Origin of the sequence: Methanothermobacter sp. KEPCO 2 (assembly GCF_041228365.1) — an archaeon.
Lineage (GTDB): Archaea > Methanobacteriota > Methanobacteria > Methanobacteriales > Methanothermobacteraceae > Methanothermobacter > Methanothermobacter marburgensis.
In genome coordinates this window covers 186,894-205,003 of the sequence record NZ_CP166185.1, presented here as the reverse complement: position 1 = coordinate 205,003, position 18,110 = coordinate 186,894, and the positions used below count along the sequence as shown (strand labels likewise).

The following is an 18,110-nucleotide window of genomic DNA, read 5'->3' as shown; positions in this document are numbered from 1 at the left end:
GATGAGAAGACAGTATTTCATTGCTTTCATTGCACTTCTCATTGCCGTAACACTGACAGGTTCAGTGAGCGCAGTGGACAAAGCATGTGAGGTGGGGGTGGATGTAAAGTACGAGTACGCCGACGACAACGGCCAGATAAACCCTGACATACAGGAACTCACAGACGAAAACGGCACAAGGATCAACTTCACAAGGACCTTTGACCCGGCAGCCAACATCACAAAGATCCTCTTCAACTACGGGAACATCACAAACACCACAAGGTTCACAATAAAGATCAGGGCCCCCGGCTACAGGGAACTCTCACACACATTCCAGCTGGCAAATTACGGGACAAAATACGCCGCTTACCTCCCCCTCAAGATGAACGCCACAGACCCCTACAGACTGGGAAGGGAGATCACCAGGAAGGCTGACCAGATCCTGAACTTCACAAAAACAGGTGATGTACTGGTTATAACAACTGCAGGGACATCCTACTACAGGAACCAGACCACAGAGGATGTCCTTGAGGGTATACTCAACCAGGCCCGCGGAAGGGTGAGCTATGGGAAGGGTAACCTCCTGATGCTCAGAAAAACACGCCTAGACCCCCTGGACTTCGCATTCGTCGTGAGGAAGGGGAACGACCTCATAGTCGCATACTTCAAAAACGCCAGCATGACACCCATCTACATTGGAACCGTGTCACAGAACATGACACTCACACAGTACCAGGCACTCCAGAAAAAACTCGGAAGCGACACATTCCCCATAGCAAGCCTTGCCAACGCATGGGCAATAGGACTATCACCTGACATACTCAGGGAGGCGGCATTCCATGGACACGTCTGCCTCGGTACCATCAGCGGATATGCAATGATAGAGACACTCCTAAAATACTACCCTGCAACCAATGAATTCGGACTTCCACTGGAGGGTGTCAGTTACCAGGTTGTTGGTGTGCCCGGTGGATCAGACGATGATGTCTTCATATACGCCATGGACGCAACACCCGGTAAGAGGGCCTACGTTGGTTTCAACACAACGGCGGACACCAATATTGTTGGATTCATCAGGTGGAACTCAAAGACAAAGACAGGAACCCTCATAATAATGGCCTACAGTCAGCAGGAACTGATAAACAAATACAAACAGGAAACAAAAGCCACAGCGGTCTCTGAACTCAAGTTCAATGCATGGGCAGTTAAAAAACTCACAACAAGTCCCGAATCACTTGTGAAGATCCTCTACGCATTCGACAACCTCACACAGGACCAGGTCAACTATATCATGGGATATGAACCCACCAAGGGTAACACAACCATCAGTGCAGCCGGACTCGACCTCAACTACATACTGAACCAGACAAACCTCGTGAACGCAACACCCGCAAACAGAACATACAGCACAGGAAACCTCACCTACAGCGACCTCAAGAACATCGGGCGCCTTGCAGCCGAGAAAGCCGTGGAGCTCTTCAGGGCAATGGGTATAAACCTTGAAAAGGATGACTATCACCTTTTCGTGCTGACATCCGCAGGTTATGTGAGGATCAACGGCCAGGACACAGGCGCGGTCTGGGATGGAATATTCGATGTGCTGGGATCAAGGTTAAGCAGAAAGACACTCCTGCCTGTCCATGCACCACTCTGGGGTCAGCTGAAGTTTGACTTCTGCCTAATCAACGGGACCCAGAAGATAATCAGGTCAATGTACTACAACCTCACAACAGGAACATTCACTGTTCAGAGTTCAGCAAATTACATAATAGAGGATGTGCTCCCATATGATCCGCCATTCGACGTCCTCATGGGCTGGCTCTTCCACAACCATGTCTGTGGTGGAAGCTCACCAGGTTACCTTATAGCAGACTACATATTCCAGAATTACCCCAAGGGTGAGAACGAGAAGTACATCTACGTCACAACGCTGGACAACTGTAAGGATGACATCCTCTTCATGCTCCTGGGGGTTTCAGCTGGACAGGGAACCTACTCCAATCAGAGGCTGACAAGTGAGGAGACAAGGCTCGAGACAGGGGACGGTATGAATGGAATGGTGGGCTACATAGTGGTATGGGATGAGAAGACCAACACAGGAAGGGTTGCAATCATCACCTGGCAGGGCCCACGCTTCGCAGCCGGATCCAACATGTACGAGGAATACATCAGGCTCTACAAGCACGACTACTCATCACCTAACCTGATATCCCTGCCGACGGTCAGTAAAGCGGCTGAGCGATTCATAAACAGGGAAGAACTCAACATACTCCTCTCAGGGGGTACAGGGTCCATGAATGCGCTCCAGTACATATTCAGCATCCCAGCAAACAGGACACGTGAAGATCTCATCCCGGTGAATAATGGCGGAAGCCAGAACGGAAACCAGGGTGGTGTACCAGTTATACCCGGTGGCTCCACGGGTGGTTCAACCGGTGGTTTACCCTCAGGTTCCCAGGGTACCGCAGGGCATTCAGGTTACACACCTGGTGCTGATTACAGTGCTTCACCGGCTGATGTGAGTGCAGCATCTGAGGTTTCAGAGGAACCTGCAACAGAGGGTAAGAAGGCCTATGAGGTTACAAATGCAACCTCCCATTCTGGCGGCTCTGACTCCTCATGGTATGTCTATGGTATCATGGGTGTCCTTGTGGCTGCTGGACTTGTGGCCTTTGGATTCCTCAGGGGCGGAGCAGGAAAGTAACCCCCTATTTTTCTATTTTTTATATCATCACACCCTGTTAAGAAAAAATTTATACATGTAAATACCTCATATTTCATGGAGGTTTTAAAATGAAGAGGGGTGTGTCATTAATTCTCGTTCTCGTCCTCATGCTGATGCCCTGCTCCTATGCATGGAAGACCGTCACCCACTATGACGCCGCAGAGGCCATCTATGAGAAGCTCCCATCATCCAAGAGATCAAAGATCAACATTAACGCCATGATCGACGGATCCAATGACCCTGACGAAAAGTTCCATGACACTGTGAGACACAGCTTCCCAAGAAGCTTTACAGAGGCTAAAAAATGGCTTGACAGGGGTAGAAGCGCCTACAGAAGCAAGAATTACAGTTATGCCAGTTACTGCTTTGGTGTTGCAAGTCACTATATCATAGACACTTTTTCAGCGCCTCACTGTGTAAGTAGAGAGTCATCCACACTTCACAACAGCTACGAAAAACAGGCCACGTACCTTGCACCCAGAATAAGTTACGTTTCAGGGGACATCTACAGCCTCATGCAGAGGGGCTACCTCAATGGAAAGAGCGACTGGTCACGGTGGACAAAAACCAAAAGCAGCTCGATAGTCCAGAGGGACCTCAATATGGGGACCAGCGTAGCCTACAGGGCCATAAACCTTGCCATGAATTAAACCCCCCAATTTATTTTTTTCTGAAAGACGAAGCCAGACATCTCCATCAAAAAATAATTTATATTTTCAGAACCCCGAGATCTTAAACCGGTCCCTAATGAAGGTAAATAATCAAAAAAATTATATTTTCAGAACCAGCCTAGAAGCTGAGTTCAGATATCCTCTCCATTGCCCTCACGGTGTTTTTAAGGGAGTTGAATGCTGTCAGTCTGAAGTATCCCTCACCGCTCGGTCCAAAGCCAGAACCTGGTGTTCCAACGACCTCTGCCTCGTTGAGTAGCATGTCAAAGAACTGCCATGAATCCATGCCCTCAGGTGTCTTTATCCAGATGTATGGTGCGTTAACACCACCATAGTACCTCAGACCGGCACTTTCAAGGTTCTCCCTTATTATCCGTGCATTCTCCATGTAGTAGTCTATTGACTCCCTTATCTCCCTCTGGCCCTCAGGTGTGTAGACGGCCTCCGCGGCCCTCTGCACAGGGTAGGAGACCCCATTGAATTTTGTTGTCTGGCGCCTGTTCCAGAGCTCCTTCAGGGAGTGCATCCTTCCCTGACTGTCGGGGACCTCCAGTTCCTCTGGTACCACAGTGAAGGCGCACCTTGTACCTGTGAAGCCGGCGTTCTTTGAGAAGCTCCTGAACTCAACTGCAACCTCCCTTGCACCCTCCACCTCATAGATGCTGTGGGGTATTCCATCCTCCTGTATGTAGGCCTCGTACGCTGCATCGAAGAGTATTATGCTGCCACTGTCCCTGGCATAGTCAACCCACTCTGCGAGTTGCTTCTCTGTGAGTGCTGTTCCTGTGGGGTTGTTGGGGTAGCAGAGGTATATGAGGTCAACCTTCTCCTCAGGGAGGGCTGGTATGAATCCGTTCTCCTCTGTGCATGGAATGTACACCAGACCGCTATACCTTCCAGTCTCATCTGCGGGGCCGGCTCTTCCCGCCATCACGTTGCTCTCAACGTACACTGGATAGACAGGGTCTGTTACAGCAACCACATTGTCCTGTCCAAAGATCTCCTGGATGTTTCCTGTGTCACACTTTGCACCGTCACTTATGAAGATCTCCTCTGGTGAAACCTCAACACCCCTGGAGGCGTAATCGTTTTCTGCTATGGCCTCCCTGAGGAATGGGTAGCCCTGTTCGGGCCCATATCCCCTGAAGGTTTCCTCCTGTGCCATCTCATCAACGGCCCTGTGGAAGGCCTCCACCACCGCGGATGGGAGGGGCCTTGTAACATCCCCTATACCCATCCTTATCACATCAGCGTCGGGGTTTTTCCTCTGGAAGTCCTCCACTCTCCTGTTTATCTCAGAGAATATGTAACTGCTTTTAAGTAGCAGGTAGTTTTCGTTTACTGTCACCATGATTTAACCTCTCAGAAACTAATTTCAGGTAGGTCCCTGAAGAAGAATGATATTATCATGTAGTCTGCGGGAGTTAATAAAAATTGCTGTATAAACAGCTGCAGCCTTAGTCCGAGGGACTAAAAAACAGTTTCAGTTCTCATAAAAGGTGCCTGGGGCAATCAACAAGCTATTATCTGAAGGTTTTACATTCCTCAACGAATTTCCATGCTCCTTTGATTATAATAATTGCTTCTTTCTGATCTATTTCTGAAAGAATGCCATAATCAGCCTCTTCCCTATCTTCATATGCCTCAGAAGTATGTCAAATATCTCCTTCTGGAATCCCCCATTCTTTACGAATTTGAGTCCAAACTGTGAAATCAATCCCCTGTGAGTCTTCGGGTAAATGTTCCTCCGTGATAGCAGCGCTCTTGCTGCAAAGAACATTGCGTAGTATGCTCTGCTTACAGCATCTCCATAGAATCCATGTTCGCACAGTGTTCTGGCAGCCTCAAGTTTCCTGACTGCCTTTTCCATCAAAATTTCCTCATCACCCAAGCACCACACCCTCTTTCCTTATTCTGGAGATGAAATGGGTGTCCCCCAGAAGCCTGTATTCCTCAGGGGAAATGACCTTAACTGAGATATGGACACCTGTACTGAGGAGTATATCGCGCGCCTTCCTTATGACCTTATCCTTTATTTCAGTTTTTTTTGTGGAGATTATGATTATGTCTATATCAGAGCCCTCTCTATCATCCCCCCTGGCAACGGACCCAAAAAGGATTATTTTTTCTATTTCAGGATAATTCAGTGACTCTGAAAACTTCCTGGCAAGTTCAAGTCTGTTCATCATTACCCCCCAGAACGAAGTGTGAACCCGAAGAGCTACTGACAGTTTCAGATCTTTTCGCCATTATAATTAAATTTATGTGTGCTCCCAGTAGAGTCTACCTGTTTAATCTGTCCACTGAAAGACGATCTCGCTCACAGACAAGCCGTGCGTCTTCGATGTCTAACTGTTTAATCTGTCCACTGGAAAGGCCTTCAAAAAATGGTTGAAAAGAGATTCCCATTCATTTATGGGCATAATAGAATACCAGTCTCTCCCCTGATGAATCAACCCTGGCAAACCCGAATCTTTCAAGCTGTACCACATCATCAACCTCAAGTTCTGAGGCATCTCCCTCAATGACACCCTCAATCTCTGAGGCGTCAGGCATCACGACCACTGCTTTGAGGGCTGATTCAGCTGGAACCCAGTGTATCATTGCTGCCTGCAGCTCCCTTGCCTCCTCGATGCCCTCACTGTGGTATCTGAGTTCACCATCAGAGTAGATCACGTTAACAGCATCTATTAACCTGAGAGGACCCTCCCTGAGGTCCCCGTGGGGGAGGTACACGTCCCCATGCAGCTCGAGGATGCGGTTACCCAGTTCTGGTTTATCAGGGTGCAGGGGTCTTTCAACCCTGATGGGTCCTGGCAGCCCCTTTATTTCAAACTTAACAGGGTCTGCCGCGAAGAAGTACCTCCTGGCTTCTTCCTCCAGGATGTTGCGGTTGAGGCCGTAGATCTTCTTCCAGCTCATGGTGGAGTCCGCTATCTTGACACCGATCTCAACCATGAGTTTTCTTATTGCCTCAGGCCTTATACCCCTCCTTGCGATGGCCCTGATGGTTCCAAGGCGAGGGTCGTCCCAGCCAGAGTATTTGCCCTCGACTATTCCCTCCCTTGCCCCTGATGTGCTCAGTGCAATGTCATCCATCTTAAGGCGCCCGTAGTGTATGAATACAGGGGGCTCCCAGCCCATGTGCCTGTAGAGGTACTCCTGTTTTTCACTGTTTGCAAGGTGGTCCTTGCCCCTTAGGACATGGGTCACCCCGAGGAGGTGGTCGTCCACTGCAACCGAGAAGTTCATCATGGGGTACACCCTGTAGCGGGTGCCTGTGCGGGGGTGTTCGGCCTCCACTATCCTCATTGAAACCCAGTCCCTTATGGCTGGGTTGGGGTGCTGGAGGTCTGTCTTAACCCTCACAACCGCTGAGCCCTCTGGCATCTCAAACATCTCCCTCCAGCGCTGGAGGTTCTCCCTGACCCCCAGGTCACGGCAGTGACAGGCCTTCCCCTCATTTTTGAATTCCCTGAATGCCTCGGGGGTGCATGTGCATACGTATGCCCCGCCCCTCTCTATGAGCCTCTCTGTGTACTCATAGTAGATCTCCATTCGGTCGCTCTGGATGATGGTCTCATCCCATTCAACACCAAGCCACTCCAGGTCAGAGGGGATCATATCATAGGCCTCCGGGTCAACCCTTCGGGGGTCGGTGTCCTCGATTCTGAGTATTAACCTGCCATCATACCTCCTGGCGTATTCATGGTTGAGGATGGCTGCCCTTGCATGGCCTATGTGGAGTGGTCCGCTGGGGTTGGGGGCGAACCTCAGTACAACCTCACCCTTAACATCAGGGAGGTTCCTGAGTCCCTGTCTCTTCTTCTGCTTCCTCTCCCTGATCTCAAGGCCTAGCCTCTCCATTTCACTCTGCTGTTCTTCAGGTGTTAAACTGTTAACCTTCTCAACAGCAGCCTGAACAGCCTCCTTGACCTCGGGGGCCCTCTTTCTGAGTTCAGGTTCGTTGCTCATAACGGCCCCCATGACAGCGCCCGGGTTTGCCTTTCCCTTATGCTTAACAGCATTCATGAGTGCGTAGCGGTAGACGAGGTCCTCCACCATCATCACCTAGTGTTCCCTTTCAAGTACAAAGTCAGCTATCCTCAGGAGTGCGTCCCTTGCATCTGAGTCTTCAAGTATCTCAAGGCGCTCCTTGGCCATCCTCACATAGTCAAGGGCCACCTCATGGGCATACTGGGTTGCACCGTAGCGTTCAAAGATCTCTATGGCCTCAGCAGCACGGCCCTCATCACCTGATCCAAGGATTGATATGAGCCTCTCCCTGTCCTCCTCTGATGCCTCCTCCAGGGCCTTTACAACCATGAGGGTCATCTTGCCCTCTGCTATGTCACTGCCCACAGGTTTGCCCAGGGATTCCTCATCACTCACCACATCCAGGTAGTCGTCGTGTATCTGGAATGCTAGGCCGATGAATTTACCGTAGTCCTCCAGGGCCTCAACCTCTCTCTCTGATGCACCACCCATTATGGCACCTGCCTTTGTTGCTGCTGCAATGAGGGCTGCGGTCTTCTTGTAGATCATCTCCATGTACTCATCCTCTGTGACATCCAGCCTCTCCTCAAAGCCCATGTCAAGGGCCTGACCCTCACATATCTTAACGCATGAGTCAACCACCACCGCAAGAGCATCCTTCACCCTTTCTGAGTCCCCGTTCCTGATGACGGCCTCGAAGGCCTTGGAGAAGAGGACGTCCCCTGCAAGTATGGCCATGGGTTCACCCCATATGACATGGACTGAGGGTTCCCCTCGCCTCATCTCATCATCATCCATTATATCATCGTGGATGAGTGAGAATGTGTGTATCAGTTCTATGGCCGCAGCCACCCCTGCAGCGTCCTCAGGGTTTCCGCCTACAGCCTCACAGCTAAGGAGTGCAAGTGAAGGTCTTATCTTCTTACCACCTGCTGTTATGAGGTGTTCTGATGCCTTAAGGAGCGTATCAGGTGTTATGTCGCTGATGCACTCCATTATCCTCTTATCGGCCACTTCAGAGTACTTTCTGAGAATATCTAATACTTCCGTCATCGGATACCTCCATTAAATACCTGTGCCTGTCCATTCCTCAAGATGTGTATGTCGTTACCCAGCTTGTAGCCCTCCTCCTCTGCTATCTCGGCGTAGGCCGAGAGCATGCTGAGGTCTCCGTGGGCTGGTATTATGTGCATGGGGTTGAGCATCCTTATGAAGTCCCTGTGGTCCTCCCTACCTGCATGCCCTGATACGTGTGCATTTGTGTAGATCCTTGCACCGCTTGATGCCAGGCGACGCTCCATGAGGTTCCTGTTTGCAACGTTCATGGGGTTGGGTATGACAGGGGCTGATATCACCACATTGTCACCCCTCTTTATCCGGAACTGGGTCTTTGCATTGGCTATCCTGGGCAGCAGAGCATCGGGTTCCCCCTGGTGACCTGTTGTGATGAGGAGGTAATCCTCACGCTTTGCCTCTGCACGTGCAAGGGCCCTGTTAACAGCCTTGGGGCTTCCATATATGCTGGCATTCTCCGGGAGTTTGAGTATGCCCATGGCCTCTGCGAGTCCACAGTATCTCTCCATTGACCTTCCAAGGAGGAGCATCTGCCTGTCGCTCTTTGATGCTATGTCACTTATGGCCTGTATACGCTCCATGTGGGAGGAGAATGTGGTCACTATCATCCCGTTCCTCTCCTCAAGGGGGTTCTTCATTATATCCTCAAGGACTATCCTTGCAACCTTCTCTGAGTGTGTCTTGACCTCCTGCTTCTCGTTGGCCCTGGTTGTTTCAACTATCATTGCAAGGACGCCCTTCCTTCCAAGCTCCCTGAGGCGGTGGTAGTCCGGTGGTGGTGATATCTTCTGGTGGTCGTCGAATTTGAAGTCAAGTGCATAGACTATTATACCCTCTGGTGTGTGGAGTGCTGCTATAACTGACTGTGGTATACTGTGGGTTGACTGTATGAACTCCAGTGTTATCCCAGGGGATATCTGGCACTTCTCCCCTGCATTGAGGACCTGGAGTGTGTTGAGGACATTGAACTTCCTTTCTGCCTTTATGGTCCTCTCTATGAGTGCTATTGTGTAGGGTGTTGCTATTATGGGGGCCTGGTACCTGTGGGCCAGCTTTGCAACTGCCCCTATGTGGTCCAGGTGGCCGTGTGTGAACACTATTGCCCTGACCTTTCCATCAACGTCCTTCATGAGTGTATCATCGGGTATGACACCCCTCTCTATGAGGTCCAGGCTGTGCATCCTTGCAATGTCTGTGTCCTCATGTATGTGAACCCTGTCAAGGTGAATCCCCATGTCAAATATTACAACATCATCCCCCACCTTAACGGCGGACATGTTCTTACCTACTTCCTCGTATCCGCCGATCGCTATTACTTCTACGCTCAAATTATTACCTCCTGGCGTATTTTATTGTTTCAAAGCCCCTTTCATTTAGCCATTCTCTTGTTCGGCCCATTATTATGACCTGTGAATTTTTAAGATCGTCAAGTGTTTCTGCACCTGCAAGGTACATAGCGGTTTTAAGTGCCTCGTTGAACCTTTCAATTACCCTTATAACAGCCCTGTAACCCTGGCCTGCAGCTTCAAGTACCGGGAGTGCTATTCCAGCCATTGTTGCACCTAGGGCTATGGCCTTTGCAGCGTCAAGTCCGCTTCGTATACCCCCTGATGCAATCACCGGTACATTTACTGACTCTGCAACCTCCACGGTGCTTGCAGCGGTGGGTATTCCCCAGTCCCAGAACAGTTCACCCAGGTATCTGTCGTCTGCACGGTAGGTTTCAACTGCGGCCCAGCTGGTTCCGCCTGCACCTGCAACGTCTATGGCCGCCACCCCACATGCTTCAAGTTTTATGGCGTCCTCCGAGGATATGCCTGCACCTGTCTCCTTGACCATTACAGGGACATCCATGGACTTCACAATTGATGATATGGATTCGAGGGCCCCTGTTGAGTCCACGTCGCCTCCTGGCTGTATTGACTCCTGGAGGGGGTTGAGGTGCACTGCAAGTGCATCTGCATCTATCATCTCAACAGCCCTCTCTGCATATTCGATGTGGGAGCTTCCAATGTTTCCCACTAGCATCGCTGATGGGGCCTCTTTCCTTGCTATGGCGTAGGTCTCCTCAACCTCAGGGTGTTCAATACCTGCCCTCTGGCTTCCAAGTCCAAGTGCAATTCCAAGTTCCTCTGCGGCCCTTGCAAGTTCCCTGTTTATTTTGAGGACTGCCGGGTGCCCGCCTGTAATTGCACTTATCATTATGGGTGATGAAAGCTCTTTACCCAGGAAATCCAGGCCTATATCTATCTTTTCCCTGTTTATCTCAGGTATGGCCCTGTGAACTATTTCAATTTCCTCGAAGCCTGTGCTCTTCCTGTACTCCACGTCACAGCTTGTGCACAGGATTAAATGCTCCAGTTTTCTATCCGAAATCATTTTAACGCCCTTCAAATTCCCTTAATTGATAATCCTGAACTATCAGGTTATGATCGTGTCTTATTCCTTAATTGATGATCTGAATCGTTATGATCTGGCCTTCAAATTTTCCCTTAAGTGTAACCCTGAACTATCAGGTTATGATCGTGATATGAATGATTTATTTTCTGATCCTGGTGCCCCTCACAGCCTCTCCACGGAGGGCCCTCAGGATATTTCCAGGTACACCTGCATTTATTATCTCTGATTCTATACCCCTCTCTGCGAGTACAAGGAGTTCCCTCACCTTACCAACCATTCCACCTGTAACGTCAGTATTAACTGTCCCATCAAGGGATTCGAGGTCATCAAGGGATCCTATGACATCAAGAAGCCTTGCATCAGGGTATTTCTTTGGGTTCCTGGTGTAAACTCCGTCCACATCCGTTCCCAGTATGACCCTCTCTGGCCCTAGCCTGATGGAGAAGTGGTTTATGAGCTGGTCACCTGATATCACAGAGAACCTAACGCTGGTGTTTAAGTCAAGGACCACATCACCGTAACTTACAGGGACCATCCCCTCCTCCAGGTAGGATTCTATCATTGAAAGATCAGCATCCCGGATGCGGCCATTTTCTGCCCTCAGGAATGCTGATGGGGGCATGGAGACCGCCGGTATTCCCTCATCAAGGAGCGCATCACAGATGTGTGTGTTGAGTTTCCTGACCCAGTTCTGTGTGAGTGCGGATCCAAATCTCCGCTTTCTGAATTCCTCCTCATCCTTTATTTCAGATCCTATCCTGTATTTTCCTGCGAATGGGTGGCCGAATGACCCGGCCCCATGTATTATCATAAGTGATGATGGTGAAGCGTCTGCAATCTCTGAGGCTATCCTCTGAAGGTTTTCTGAATCTATTTCAGGTTCCTCAGAGTCCTTTCTGGTAATTACACTTCCACCTACCTTGAGAATGATCATCAAGATGCCCCTTTAAGTGATAAGAAGTTTTACCTGATCAGGCCCTCTTCTGAAAACCTGGCCTTCATTGCATTCCAGTTCCTGTTAAGGGCCTCAGCAACATCTTCTGCGCAGCCAGGGCAGTATGCTATTATGCTCCCGCCTCCCCCAGCACCTGTGATTTTGGAGCCGGCTGCACCTGCACTTCTGGCCTCATAGACCATCATTGAAAGTTCCCCTGTGGACACGCCCATGGCGTCAAGGAGCCCCTGGTTTATGTTCATGAGGTCCCCTATGGGTTCCGGGCTGTTACTCAGGAGTGCCCTGTAGGCCCTGAGGGTTATCATCTCAACCGCATCCATGATTCCATCCATGACATCCGGGAACCTGCTTCGGAGCTCCGCGACTCCTGCAACCATCTCTGCAGTGTCACCTGAATGGTCCAGGTGCGCTATTACAAGATCATGAAGCCGCGCATTAACCTTTTCCACATTCCTCTGACTGTCAAGGTACACCAGACCGCCATATGTGCTCACTGTGGTGTCAAGGGGACTTGCGGCTCCCTGGACCTCTAGTTCAACCCTGTGGGCCCTCGCAGCGGTATCCTCAGGTTCTGATTCCCTTCCATGGTATTCATCAAGGGCCCCTATGAGTGCAACTGTGAGTGCTGCTGATGAGCCAAGGCCCGACCCCACCGGTATCTCCATTTCGATCTGGATACTGAGTGGTGACCCGTCATGGTAGAGTTTGAGGGTTTTCCCAACGTAGTCAAGAATACCTCCCCTTGGGCTGGATTCGGACCTGAAATCAACTCCCAGGGATGGTATGGTAACCCGGTTTTCAGATGAATCCCCAAGGGTTACGGTCACCCTTCTATCTATTGCAGCTGCAATCGCCGGTTTCCCATATACAACGGCATGTTCACCAAAAAGAATGGCCTTGGCAGGTGCTGATGCCCGTGACTTCAAGGTTTCACCTTCAGCCTCTCAGGACAAGGGAGGCATAGCCCACAACTGAACTCTGGTCCCCTGTTATATCACCACTCGTGGCATACTTCAGGAGCCTGCACTCACTGGCTCCGAGCATCCTGGATGCTGTGATGCTGGCGGCAACTGGCCCGTAACCGCACATGGTTGCATTGAGTTCTGTGATAACACCGTACATACCTGTATCATCCATTTCGGTTATCCTCTCAATTATCCTGCTGTCAATTGATCCGGCAACATCGGCGGGGCTGTAGTGGGTGAAGTCGGTGCTTGCAATGACAACCGCGTCCCTTTCTGTCCTCTCAATAGCTGCAGCCACTGCATGTCCAACGTCTGTGGCTGTCTCCTGGTCCTGCATCCACATGGTGATGGGGACTATCCTGAATTTATCTGTGAAGTACTGGATGAATGGTACATGGACCTCACAGCTGTGCTCTCCGAGGTGGGCTGTCCCATCAATATCAATGATACCGGATTCCCTTACAATGACCTCTGCAAGTTCACTGTCAATATCCACGACACCGAGGGGTGTTTCCCATGCTCCCCTCTGCATCAGTGAGACGCCTGACCCCATGCCTGTGTGGTTGGGGCAGATTATCACGAATGTTTCAGGTATACCGTCTGATACCAGCTCATGGTAGGCGTGGGCTGCCACAGGTCCTGAGTACATGTAACCTGCGTGGGGGGCGATCACCCCCTTTATTTTCCTGGCGGAACCCCTGACTGGCAGGCCACCTGGCCCCAGTTCATGGTTGAAGCACCACTCAATTCGCCTTCTGAGCGCTGCAGGGTCCCGCTCATAGAAAGCTCCCGCCACTGCAGGTCTTCTTATCATAGAACCACTCTAAATTTTCAGTTCAAATTCAGTGGGAGGCACATCCAGGTCCTCATCCTCCTTGAGCACACCCTTCTCCCTGAGCAGCTGCCTTGCCAGGAGCCAGTAAACAAGGGCTATGGCCTTACGACCCTTGTTGTTGACGGGTATTGCAATGTCAACATTTCCAAGGAGGTTCTCTGTGTCGCAGAGTGCCACGACAGGCAGGCCTATCTGTTTGGCCTCGACTATTGCCTGTGAATCTGATCTTGGATCGGTGGCAACCAGCACCTGTGGTTCAATGAACTTTGCATAGTTGGGGTTTGTCAGTGTACCCGGGATGAACCTGCCTGGTATTGTCCTTGCACCTGTCACCTCACCGAATTTCCTGACAGGCTCCTGCCCATACTGCCTCGTTGATACGGCCAGTATATCATCTGGTTCATACTTTGCAAGGAACTTTGAGGCCGCTATTATCCTGTCATTTGTTTTCCTTATATCAAGGACGTAGAGTCCATCTGATCTTACACGGTAGATGTATTTCTCCATATCAGCTGTCTTCTGCTGTGTTCCAATGTGCAGTCCTGCTGCAAGGTATTTGTCTAGTGGTATCAGTAGTTCTGACAATATATCACCTCAGTAAGTTTGATGTTAAAATGGCAGTTCAGCCATGGTGGAATATGGAATCTCTTCCTGTATGCGTATGAGTTCATTCAGTTTGGCTATCCTCTCGCCGCCTATGGCACCTGTCTTGATGAGTGGTGCGCCGAATGCCACTGCAAGGTGGGCTATTGTATCATCTGTTGTCTCACCTGACCTGTGGGAGACCACAGGGGTGTAACGGTTCTCACGGGCAAGTTTGACTGTCAGGTAGGTGTCTGTGAGTGTACCTATCTGGTTTGGTTTAATGATTATTGCATTGGCGGCACCCATCTCTATGCCCTCTCTGAGTATCTCCCTGTTGGTTACGAAGATGTCGTCACCGCAGATGATGCAGCGGTCCCCCACAAGTGATGTGAGTTCCGCGAAGCCCTCGAAGTCGCCCTCATGGAATGGGTCCTCAACATAGTACATGTCGTAGGTCTCGATGATCTCCCTGACAAACTCTATCTGTTCACCGGTGTCCTTCTGGACCTTCTCCTGTTTGTAGACGTACTTTTCAAGTTCAGGGTCCCAGAATTCACTTGCTGCAAGGTCCAGTGATGGCCTGACCTCAACGCCGAGTTCATCTGTGACCTCCTCACAGGCTGTTACCTGGATCTCAAGGGCATCATGGTTTGATAGGCTTGGCACCCATCCTCCCTCATCACCCTTACCCCCCGTGAAGGAGGGGTCCTTTTTCTGTATTAGTTCCCTTATCTTCTTGTGGACTGCTGCATTTGCAAAAACTGCCTCTGTTATGTCCTCTGCACCCACAGGCACCACAAGGAACTCCTGTATGTCAGGTGCGTTCTCTCCGGCATGGGCTCCCCCGTTTATCATGTTGCCCAGAGGGTATGGTATGGCGGTTGCAAGGTTGCCGCCCAGGAACCTGTAGAGGGGCATGTTGTATGATGATGCAGCCGCCCTGGCGGTTGCCATTGAAACGGCCACCACAGTGTTTCCCCCAAGTGATGAGAGGTTCTCGGTTCCATCAATCTCCTTTAAAACGAGGTCTATGTCCTGCAGGTCAACGGCATCCATTCCTATGAGTTCTGATGAGATTATATCCTCAACCTCTGTTATGATCTCATCAACCCCACCTGATGGGAAGGCGGTGACCTCCCTGGAACCTGTACTTGCACCGCTGGGGGCCGCTGCCCTTCCAAAGCCGTTCCAGGTTATAACATCAACCTCAACCGTTGGGTTTCCCCTGCTATCAAGAATTTTTCTTACTCGAACATCTTCAATTATACTTTCCACAAAAACACCTCACAATAAACTCTATATGGAAAAATAGTGGTTTATTAGAGTTTATTTGTCTCTTCTAACATCCAGTGGCATTACCTTCTTTTCAAGTTCCTTCCTGGCTATATCAACAGGGTCCAGTGACTCCTGAATATCAACCTGGGGCCTTGCACCCATTGATATCTGGAGTGCCCTGGCACCTATCAACCTAGCCCTTTCAAAACGTGTGAGTTTTTTTGACGCCATTTCATTGCCTCCAAGAAAAACTTAAAATAGAGGTTCTTGGATTGTTTTGATGGGACCGCCGAGATTTGAACTCGGGTCTCCAGCGTTCCGGTGCTGACCATCCCCGTTCCAGTTGAAAAGCACTGAAACTTCTTCAATGGCTGGGAGGATGGACCAAGCTACCCTACGGTCCCCTACCATGTCTCAACATGTGAAATTAACATTCGTCTGCAGCAGTACCTCTTAAGACCCAGGTCATCAAGGACCTCCTTGGGGTCCTCTCCGTCAGCCACTCTTTTCTGATACTCATTGAAATAGGCTGATACCGGTTTTCCGCAGCTTAAACATCTTACTGGAATCATACTGAATCATTCTACTCTTTAATTTTATAAAATAAAAATATATAAAGTTATCGCTTGATCTACCTGTAACTCTTCTGTCTCCTTGCACGGGCGCCGCGTCCACCGTACTTCTTGGGCTCTGAACGCCTGGGGTCCCCTACAAGCATTGTCCTGTCGTACCTGACAAATTTCTCCTTGAGGTCCATGTCACCTGTCCATTCCACGAGGCCCCTGGCTATGACCATCCTTGCAGCCTCTGCCTGACCCACGATTCCGCCTCCGACAACCTTGATGTTTATGTCAACATCATTAACGATATCACCGGCCAGCTGCAGTGGTTCCATGATCTTGAGCCTTGCAAGTTCAGGGGTGTAGAGTTCCACAGGCACCTTATTGATCCTCACTCTACCCTTACCTTCGCTGATGGTTCCCCTTGCAATGGCGGTTTTCCTTTTGCCGCTTGTGTGAATAACCTTCCTCATGATTACACTCCCTAAGTTAGAATTTAGCGCCCAGAAGTTCTGAGATCTCTCCAAGCTCCATTCCCTTCTTTATGTTACCTGCCCTGGCCTCAGGTATTTCAACCATTTCTTCGTCCTTGAATTCCCTTGGAACGCCAACATATGCCTTCAGTCCCTTGAAGGCCTCTCTGCCCCTTGATTTCCTGTAGGGGAGCATTCCCCTCACTGTTCTTCTGAATATGTCGTCGGGTCTTCTCGGGTACTTTGGACCCATTCTGCGGGGGTTTGATATGCTGGCCCTGTCAATCCTCTGCTTGTACTTGCTGTATGCCCACTGCTTTGAGCCTGTGATTATGATTTTCTCAGCATTGAGGACAACCACTTCCTCCCCTTCCAGGAGTTTCTGGCTGACCACGCTTGCCAGTCTTCCAAGGATATGTCCTTCTCCATTGATGATCATGAGCAACACCTTTATTCTATTATCCTGATGTTCTTTATGGCTGGATTCTCTTCAACGATCTTTCCGAGTGTCAGGCACTCTCCACCAGCGCCCTCTATCTTATCCCTGGCTGTCTGTGAAAACGATAGGGCGACAACCTGAACCTTATGGTCAAGGCTCCCGCTTCCAAGGACCTTTCCAGGTACGACGACGGTTTCATTTTCATCTGTGTACCTGTTTATCTTGGAAATGTTAACCGCGGCCCTGTTCCTTGTGGGTCTTTCGAGCCTCCTTGCAACGTCCTTCCAGATCGCCGCGCCCTCCTGGGATGATTTCTTTCTGAGGTTGCGTATGAGTTTTATGAGATTGGGATTTGTCTTGGTAATCTTCCTAGCCATGGCTTAGCCTCCTTCACAAAATGTTATTACCCTTTCTGCCTTGTCTCTGAGGATGTCACATGCCTTAAGAAGGACATCCTTAGGGTCAACTGATCCGTCGGTCTCTATCCTGAATATGAACTTGCCTTCCTCATATCCCACAACTATGGCCCCTTTATCACATGCCCTCACACAGCTCTTGCACATTGAACAGTTTTCAACGTCAAGTACCTCAGGTTTCCCTGATTCCCCTCCGAGAACTCCCCTTGGACATGCATCCACACATTCCAGGCACTCATCGCATTCCCCTGTGAATGTTATCATCGGGTAGTACTTGTATGCGCATGCTGTTGTGGGCTCCCACTTGGCATGATCCCTTCCCATGCCGAGCTGTGCAACAGCCTCCAGTTCAACCTCATCCTCATCCCCCAGCTTCACAAGGGGTATGTCTGGATATACAGGTTTAACTGCAGGTGTCTCTGATAGAAGATCCCGGGAGTAGACGACACCGGGACCCTTCTTTTTGAGTGCGAATGATACGCTGCATTCGGAGCAGTATTCCTCACAGTCACACTCCTCAGGCATTTTCAGGCCCTCAATGAATTCAGGGTCAGCTTTGAGGGGTACCAGTCCAAGCCTGTGGGCGAGTACCTCATCAAACATCCTGGCGTCGTTCCTGTACATGTTAACGTACTCGATTGCCAGTTTGGGGACCTCCATCATGCAGATCCTCCTTATGGCGTTTATGAATGGAACTGTTACGCCAGTGACCACAAAGACCATTTCGGTATCAGTTTTTTCCTTAAGAGCAATATCCAT

General features: G+C 50.0%; 20 protein-coding genes and 1 tRNA gene. 2 read left to right on the top strand and 19 right to left on the bottom strand.

Going from position 1 to position 18,110, the window contains the following annotated elements:
• Position 1 precedes the first annotated feature (1 nt).
• Positions 2-2,686: an FmdE family protein gene (locus tag AB9H23_RS01225; RefSeq protein WP_370005048.1), complete on the top strand. Its 2,685-nt coding sequence runs from the start codon at positions 2-4 to the stop codon at positions 2,684-2,686.
• Positions 2,687-2,775: 89 nt separating this feature from the next.
• On the top strand, positions 2,776-3,357 hold the full coding sequence (locus tag AB9H23_RS01220; RefSeq protein WP_370005047.1) for a zinc dependent phospholipase C family protein: 582 nt from the start codon (positions 2,776-2,778) through the stop codon (positions 3,355-3,357).
• Positions 3,358-3,496: 139 nt separating this feature from the next.
• On the opposite strand, the gene AB9H23_RS01215 is transcribed toward AB9H23_RS01220, so the two are convergent.
• The 19 genes from AB9H23_RS01215 to AB9H23_RS01125 form a co-directional block, all read right to left on the bottom strand.
• Positions 3,497-4,732 (bottom strand): LL-diaminopimelate aminotransferase, encoded by a 1,236-nt coding sequence (locus AB9H23_RS01215; RefSeq protein ID WP_370005885.1) that lies wholly within the window; start codon positions 4,730-4,732, stop codon positions 3,497-3,499.
• Between the two features lie 240 nt (positions 4,733-4,972).
• Complete coding sequence (locus AB9H23_RS01210; protein WP_370005046.1) at positions 4,973-5,248, bottom strand: HEPN domain-containing protein; 276 nt, start codon at positions 5,246-5,248, stop codon at positions 4,973-4,975.
• A gap of 13 nt (positions 5,249-5,261) precedes the next feature.
• Positions 5,262-5,564: a nucleotidyltransferase domain-containing protein gene (locus tag AB9H23_RS01205; protein WP_013295360.1), complete on the bottom strand. Its 303-nt coding sequence runs from the start codon at positions 5,562-5,564 to the stop codon at positions 5,262-5,264.
• Positions 5,565-5,787: 223 nt separating this feature from the next.
• A complete protein-coding gene (gene gltX, locus AB9H23_RS01200; RefSeq protein ID WP_370005044.1) occupies positions 5,788-7,446 on the bottom strand; it encodes a glutamate--tRNA ligase in 1,659 nt (552 codons plus the stop codon).
• A 3-nt stretch (positions 7,447-7,449) separates the two neighbouring features.
• The gene (idsA, locus tag AB9H23_RS01195) at positions 7,450-8,427 is read right to left on the bottom strand and encodes a short chain isoprenyl diphosphate synthase IdsA (protein WP_370005042.1); all 978 of its coding nucleotides are present in this window, start codon (positions 8,425-8,427) and stop codon (positions 7,450-7,452) included.
• Positions 8,424-9,776: an RNase J family beta-CASP ribonuclease gene (locus AB9H23_RS01190; RefSeq protein WP_321211691.1), complete on the bottom strand. Its 1,353-nt coding sequence runs from the start codon at positions 9,774-9,776 to the stop codon at positions 8,424-8,426. Before AB9H23_RS01190 ends, idsA begins: the two co-directional genes overlap by 4 nt.
• A gap of 4 nt (positions 9,777-9,780) precedes the next feature.
• Positions 9,781-10,827, bottom strand: a complete 1,047-nt coding sequence (gene fni / locus AB9H23_RS01185; RefSeq protein WP_370005040.1) for a type 2 isopentenyl-diphosphate Delta-isomerase — start codon at positions 10,825-10,827, stop codon at positions 9,781-9,783.
• 160 nt (positions 10,828-10,987) lie between these two features.
• Positions 10,988-11,782, bottom strand: a complete 795-nt coding sequence (locus tag AB9H23_RS01180) for an isopentenyl phosphate kinase (protein ID WP_370005038.1) — start codon at positions 11,780-11,782, stop codon at positions 10,988-10,990.
• Positions 11,783-11,811: 29 nt separating this feature from the next.
• Positions 11,812-12,729, bottom strand: coding sequence for a mevalonate kinase (gene mvk / locus AB9H23_RS01175; RefSeq protein ID WP_370005037.1), 918 nt, complete (start codon positions 12,727-12,729; stop codon positions 11,812-11,814).
• 10 nt (positions 12,730-12,739) lie between these two features.
• The gene (locus tag AB9H23_RS01170; protein WP_370005035.1) at positions 12,740-13,582 is read right to left on the bottom strand and encodes an MEMO1 family protein; all 843 of its coding nucleotides are present in this window, start codon (positions 13,580-13,582) and stop codon (positions 12,740-12,742) included.
• Positions 13,583-13,591: 9 nt separating this feature from the next.
• The gene (gene rpsB / locus AB9H23_RS01165; protein WP_013295352.1) at positions 13,592-14,188 is read right to left on the bottom strand and encodes a 30S ribosomal protein S2; all 597 of its coding nucleotides are present in this window, start codon (positions 14,186-14,188) and stop codon (positions 13,592-13,594) included.
• Positions 14,189-14,212: 24 nt separating this feature from the next.
• Positions 14,213-15,463: a phosphopyruvate hydratase gene (gene eno, locus AB9H23_RS01160; RefSeq protein ID WP_160323334.1), complete on the bottom strand. Its 1,251-nt coding sequence runs from the start codon at positions 15,461-15,463 to the stop codon at positions 14,213-14,215.
• Between the two features lie 51 nt (positions 15,464-15,514).
• Positions 15,515-15,694: a DNA-directed RNA polymerase subunit K gene (locus tag AB9H23_RS01155; protein WP_013295350.1), complete on the bottom strand. Its 180-nt coding sequence runs from the start codon at positions 15,692-15,694 to the stop codon at positions 15,515-15,517.
• Positions 15,695-15,744: 50 nt separating this feature from the next.
• A tRNA-Pro gene (locus AB9H23_RS01150) sits at positions 15,745-15,867 on the bottom strand.
• Positions 15,868-16,035: a DNA-directed RNA polymerase subunit N gene (locus tag AB9H23_RS01145; RefSeq protein ID WP_370005032.1), complete on the bottom strand. Its 168-nt coding sequence runs from the start codon at positions 16,033-16,035 to the stop codon at positions 15,868-15,870.
• 59 nt (positions 16,036-16,094) lie between these two features.
• Positions 16,095-16,496, bottom strand: a complete 402-nt coding sequence (locus AB9H23_RS01140) for a 30S ribosomal protein S9 (RefSeq protein WP_300479401.1) — start codon at positions 16,494-16,496, stop codon at positions 16,095-16,097.
• 16 nt (positions 16,497-16,512) lie between these two features.
• On the bottom strand, positions 16,513-16,935 hold the full coding sequence (locus tag AB9H23_RS01135) for a 50S ribosomal protein L13 (protein ID WP_013295347.1): 423 nt from the start codon (positions 16,933-16,935) through the stop codon (positions 16,513-16,515).
• A gap of 11 nt (positions 16,936-16,946) precedes the next feature.
• On the bottom strand, positions 16,947-17,312 hold the full coding sequence (locus AB9H23_RS01130) for a 50S ribosomal protein L18e (RefSeq protein ID WP_013295346.1): 366 nt from the start codon (positions 17,310-17,312) through the stop codon (positions 16,947-16,949).
• Positions 17,313-17,315: 3 nt separating this feature from the next.
• Positions 17,316-18,110 (bottom strand): DNA-directed RNA polymerase subunit D, encoded by a 795-nt coding sequence (locus tag AB9H23_RS01125; protein ID WP_370005029.1) that lies wholly within the window; start codon positions 18,108-18,110, stop codon positions 17,316-17,318.

Coding starts and splice junctions, on each gene's coding strand:
- AB9H23_RS01225 (WP_370005048.1), top strand. CDS start 2: ATGAGAAGACAGTATTTCATTGCTTTCATTGCACTTCTCATTGCCGTA.
- AB9H23_RS01220 (WP_370005047.1), top strand. CDS start 2,776: ATGAAGAGGGGTGTGTCATTAATTCTCGTTCTCGTCCTCATGCTGATG.
- AB9H23_RS01210 (WP_370005046.1), bottom strand. CDS start 5,248: ATGGAAAAGGCAGTCAGGAAACTTGAGGCTGCCAGAACACTGTGCGAA.
- AB9H23_RS01205 (WP_013295360.1), bottom strand. CDS start 5,564: ATGAACAGACTTGAACTTGCCAGGAAGTTTTCAGAGTCACTGAATTAT.
- gltX (WP_370005044.1), bottom strand. CDS start 7,446: ATGATGGTGGAGGACCTCGTCTACCGCTACGCACTCATGAATGCTGTT.
- idsA (WP_370005042.1), bottom strand. CDS start 8,427: ATGACGGAAGTATTAGATATTCTCAGAAAGTACTCTGAAGTGGCCGAT.
- fni (WP_370005040.1), bottom strand. CDS start 10,827: ATGATTTCGGATAGAAAACTGGAGCATTTAATCCTGTGCACAAGCTGT.
- AB9H23_RS01180 (WP_370005038.1), bottom strand. CDS start 11,782: ATGATCATTCTCAAGGTAGGTGGAAGTGTAATTACCAGAAAGGACTCT.
- AB9H23_RS01170 (WP_370005035.1), bottom strand. CDS start 13,582: ATGATAAGAAGACCTGCAGTGGCGGGAGCTTTCTATGAGCGGGACCCT.
- AB9H23_RS01155 (WP_013295350.1), bottom strand. CDS start 15,694: ATGGCGTCAAAAAAACTCACACGTTTTGAAAGGGCTAGGTTGATAGGT.
- AB9H23_RS01145 (WP_370005032.1), bottom strand. CDS start 16,035: ATGATTCCAGTAAGATGTTTAAGCTGCGGAAAACCGGTATCAGCCTAT.
- AB9H23_RS01140 (WP_300479401.1), bottom strand. CDS start 16,496: ATGAGGAAGGTTATTCACACAAGCGGCAAAAGGAAAACCGCCATTGCA.
- AB9H23_RS01135 (WP_013295347.1), bottom strand. CDS start 16,935: ATGATCATCAATGGAGAAGGACATATCCTTGGAAGACTGGCAAGCGTG.
- AB9H23_RS01130 (WP_013295346.1), bottom strand. CDS start 17,312: ATGGCTAGGAAGATTACCAAGACAAATCCCAATCTCATAAAACTCATA.
- AB9H23_RS01125 (WP_370005029.1), bottom strand. CDS start 18,110: ATGGATATTGCTCTTAAGGAAAAAACTGATACCGAAATGGTCTTTGTG.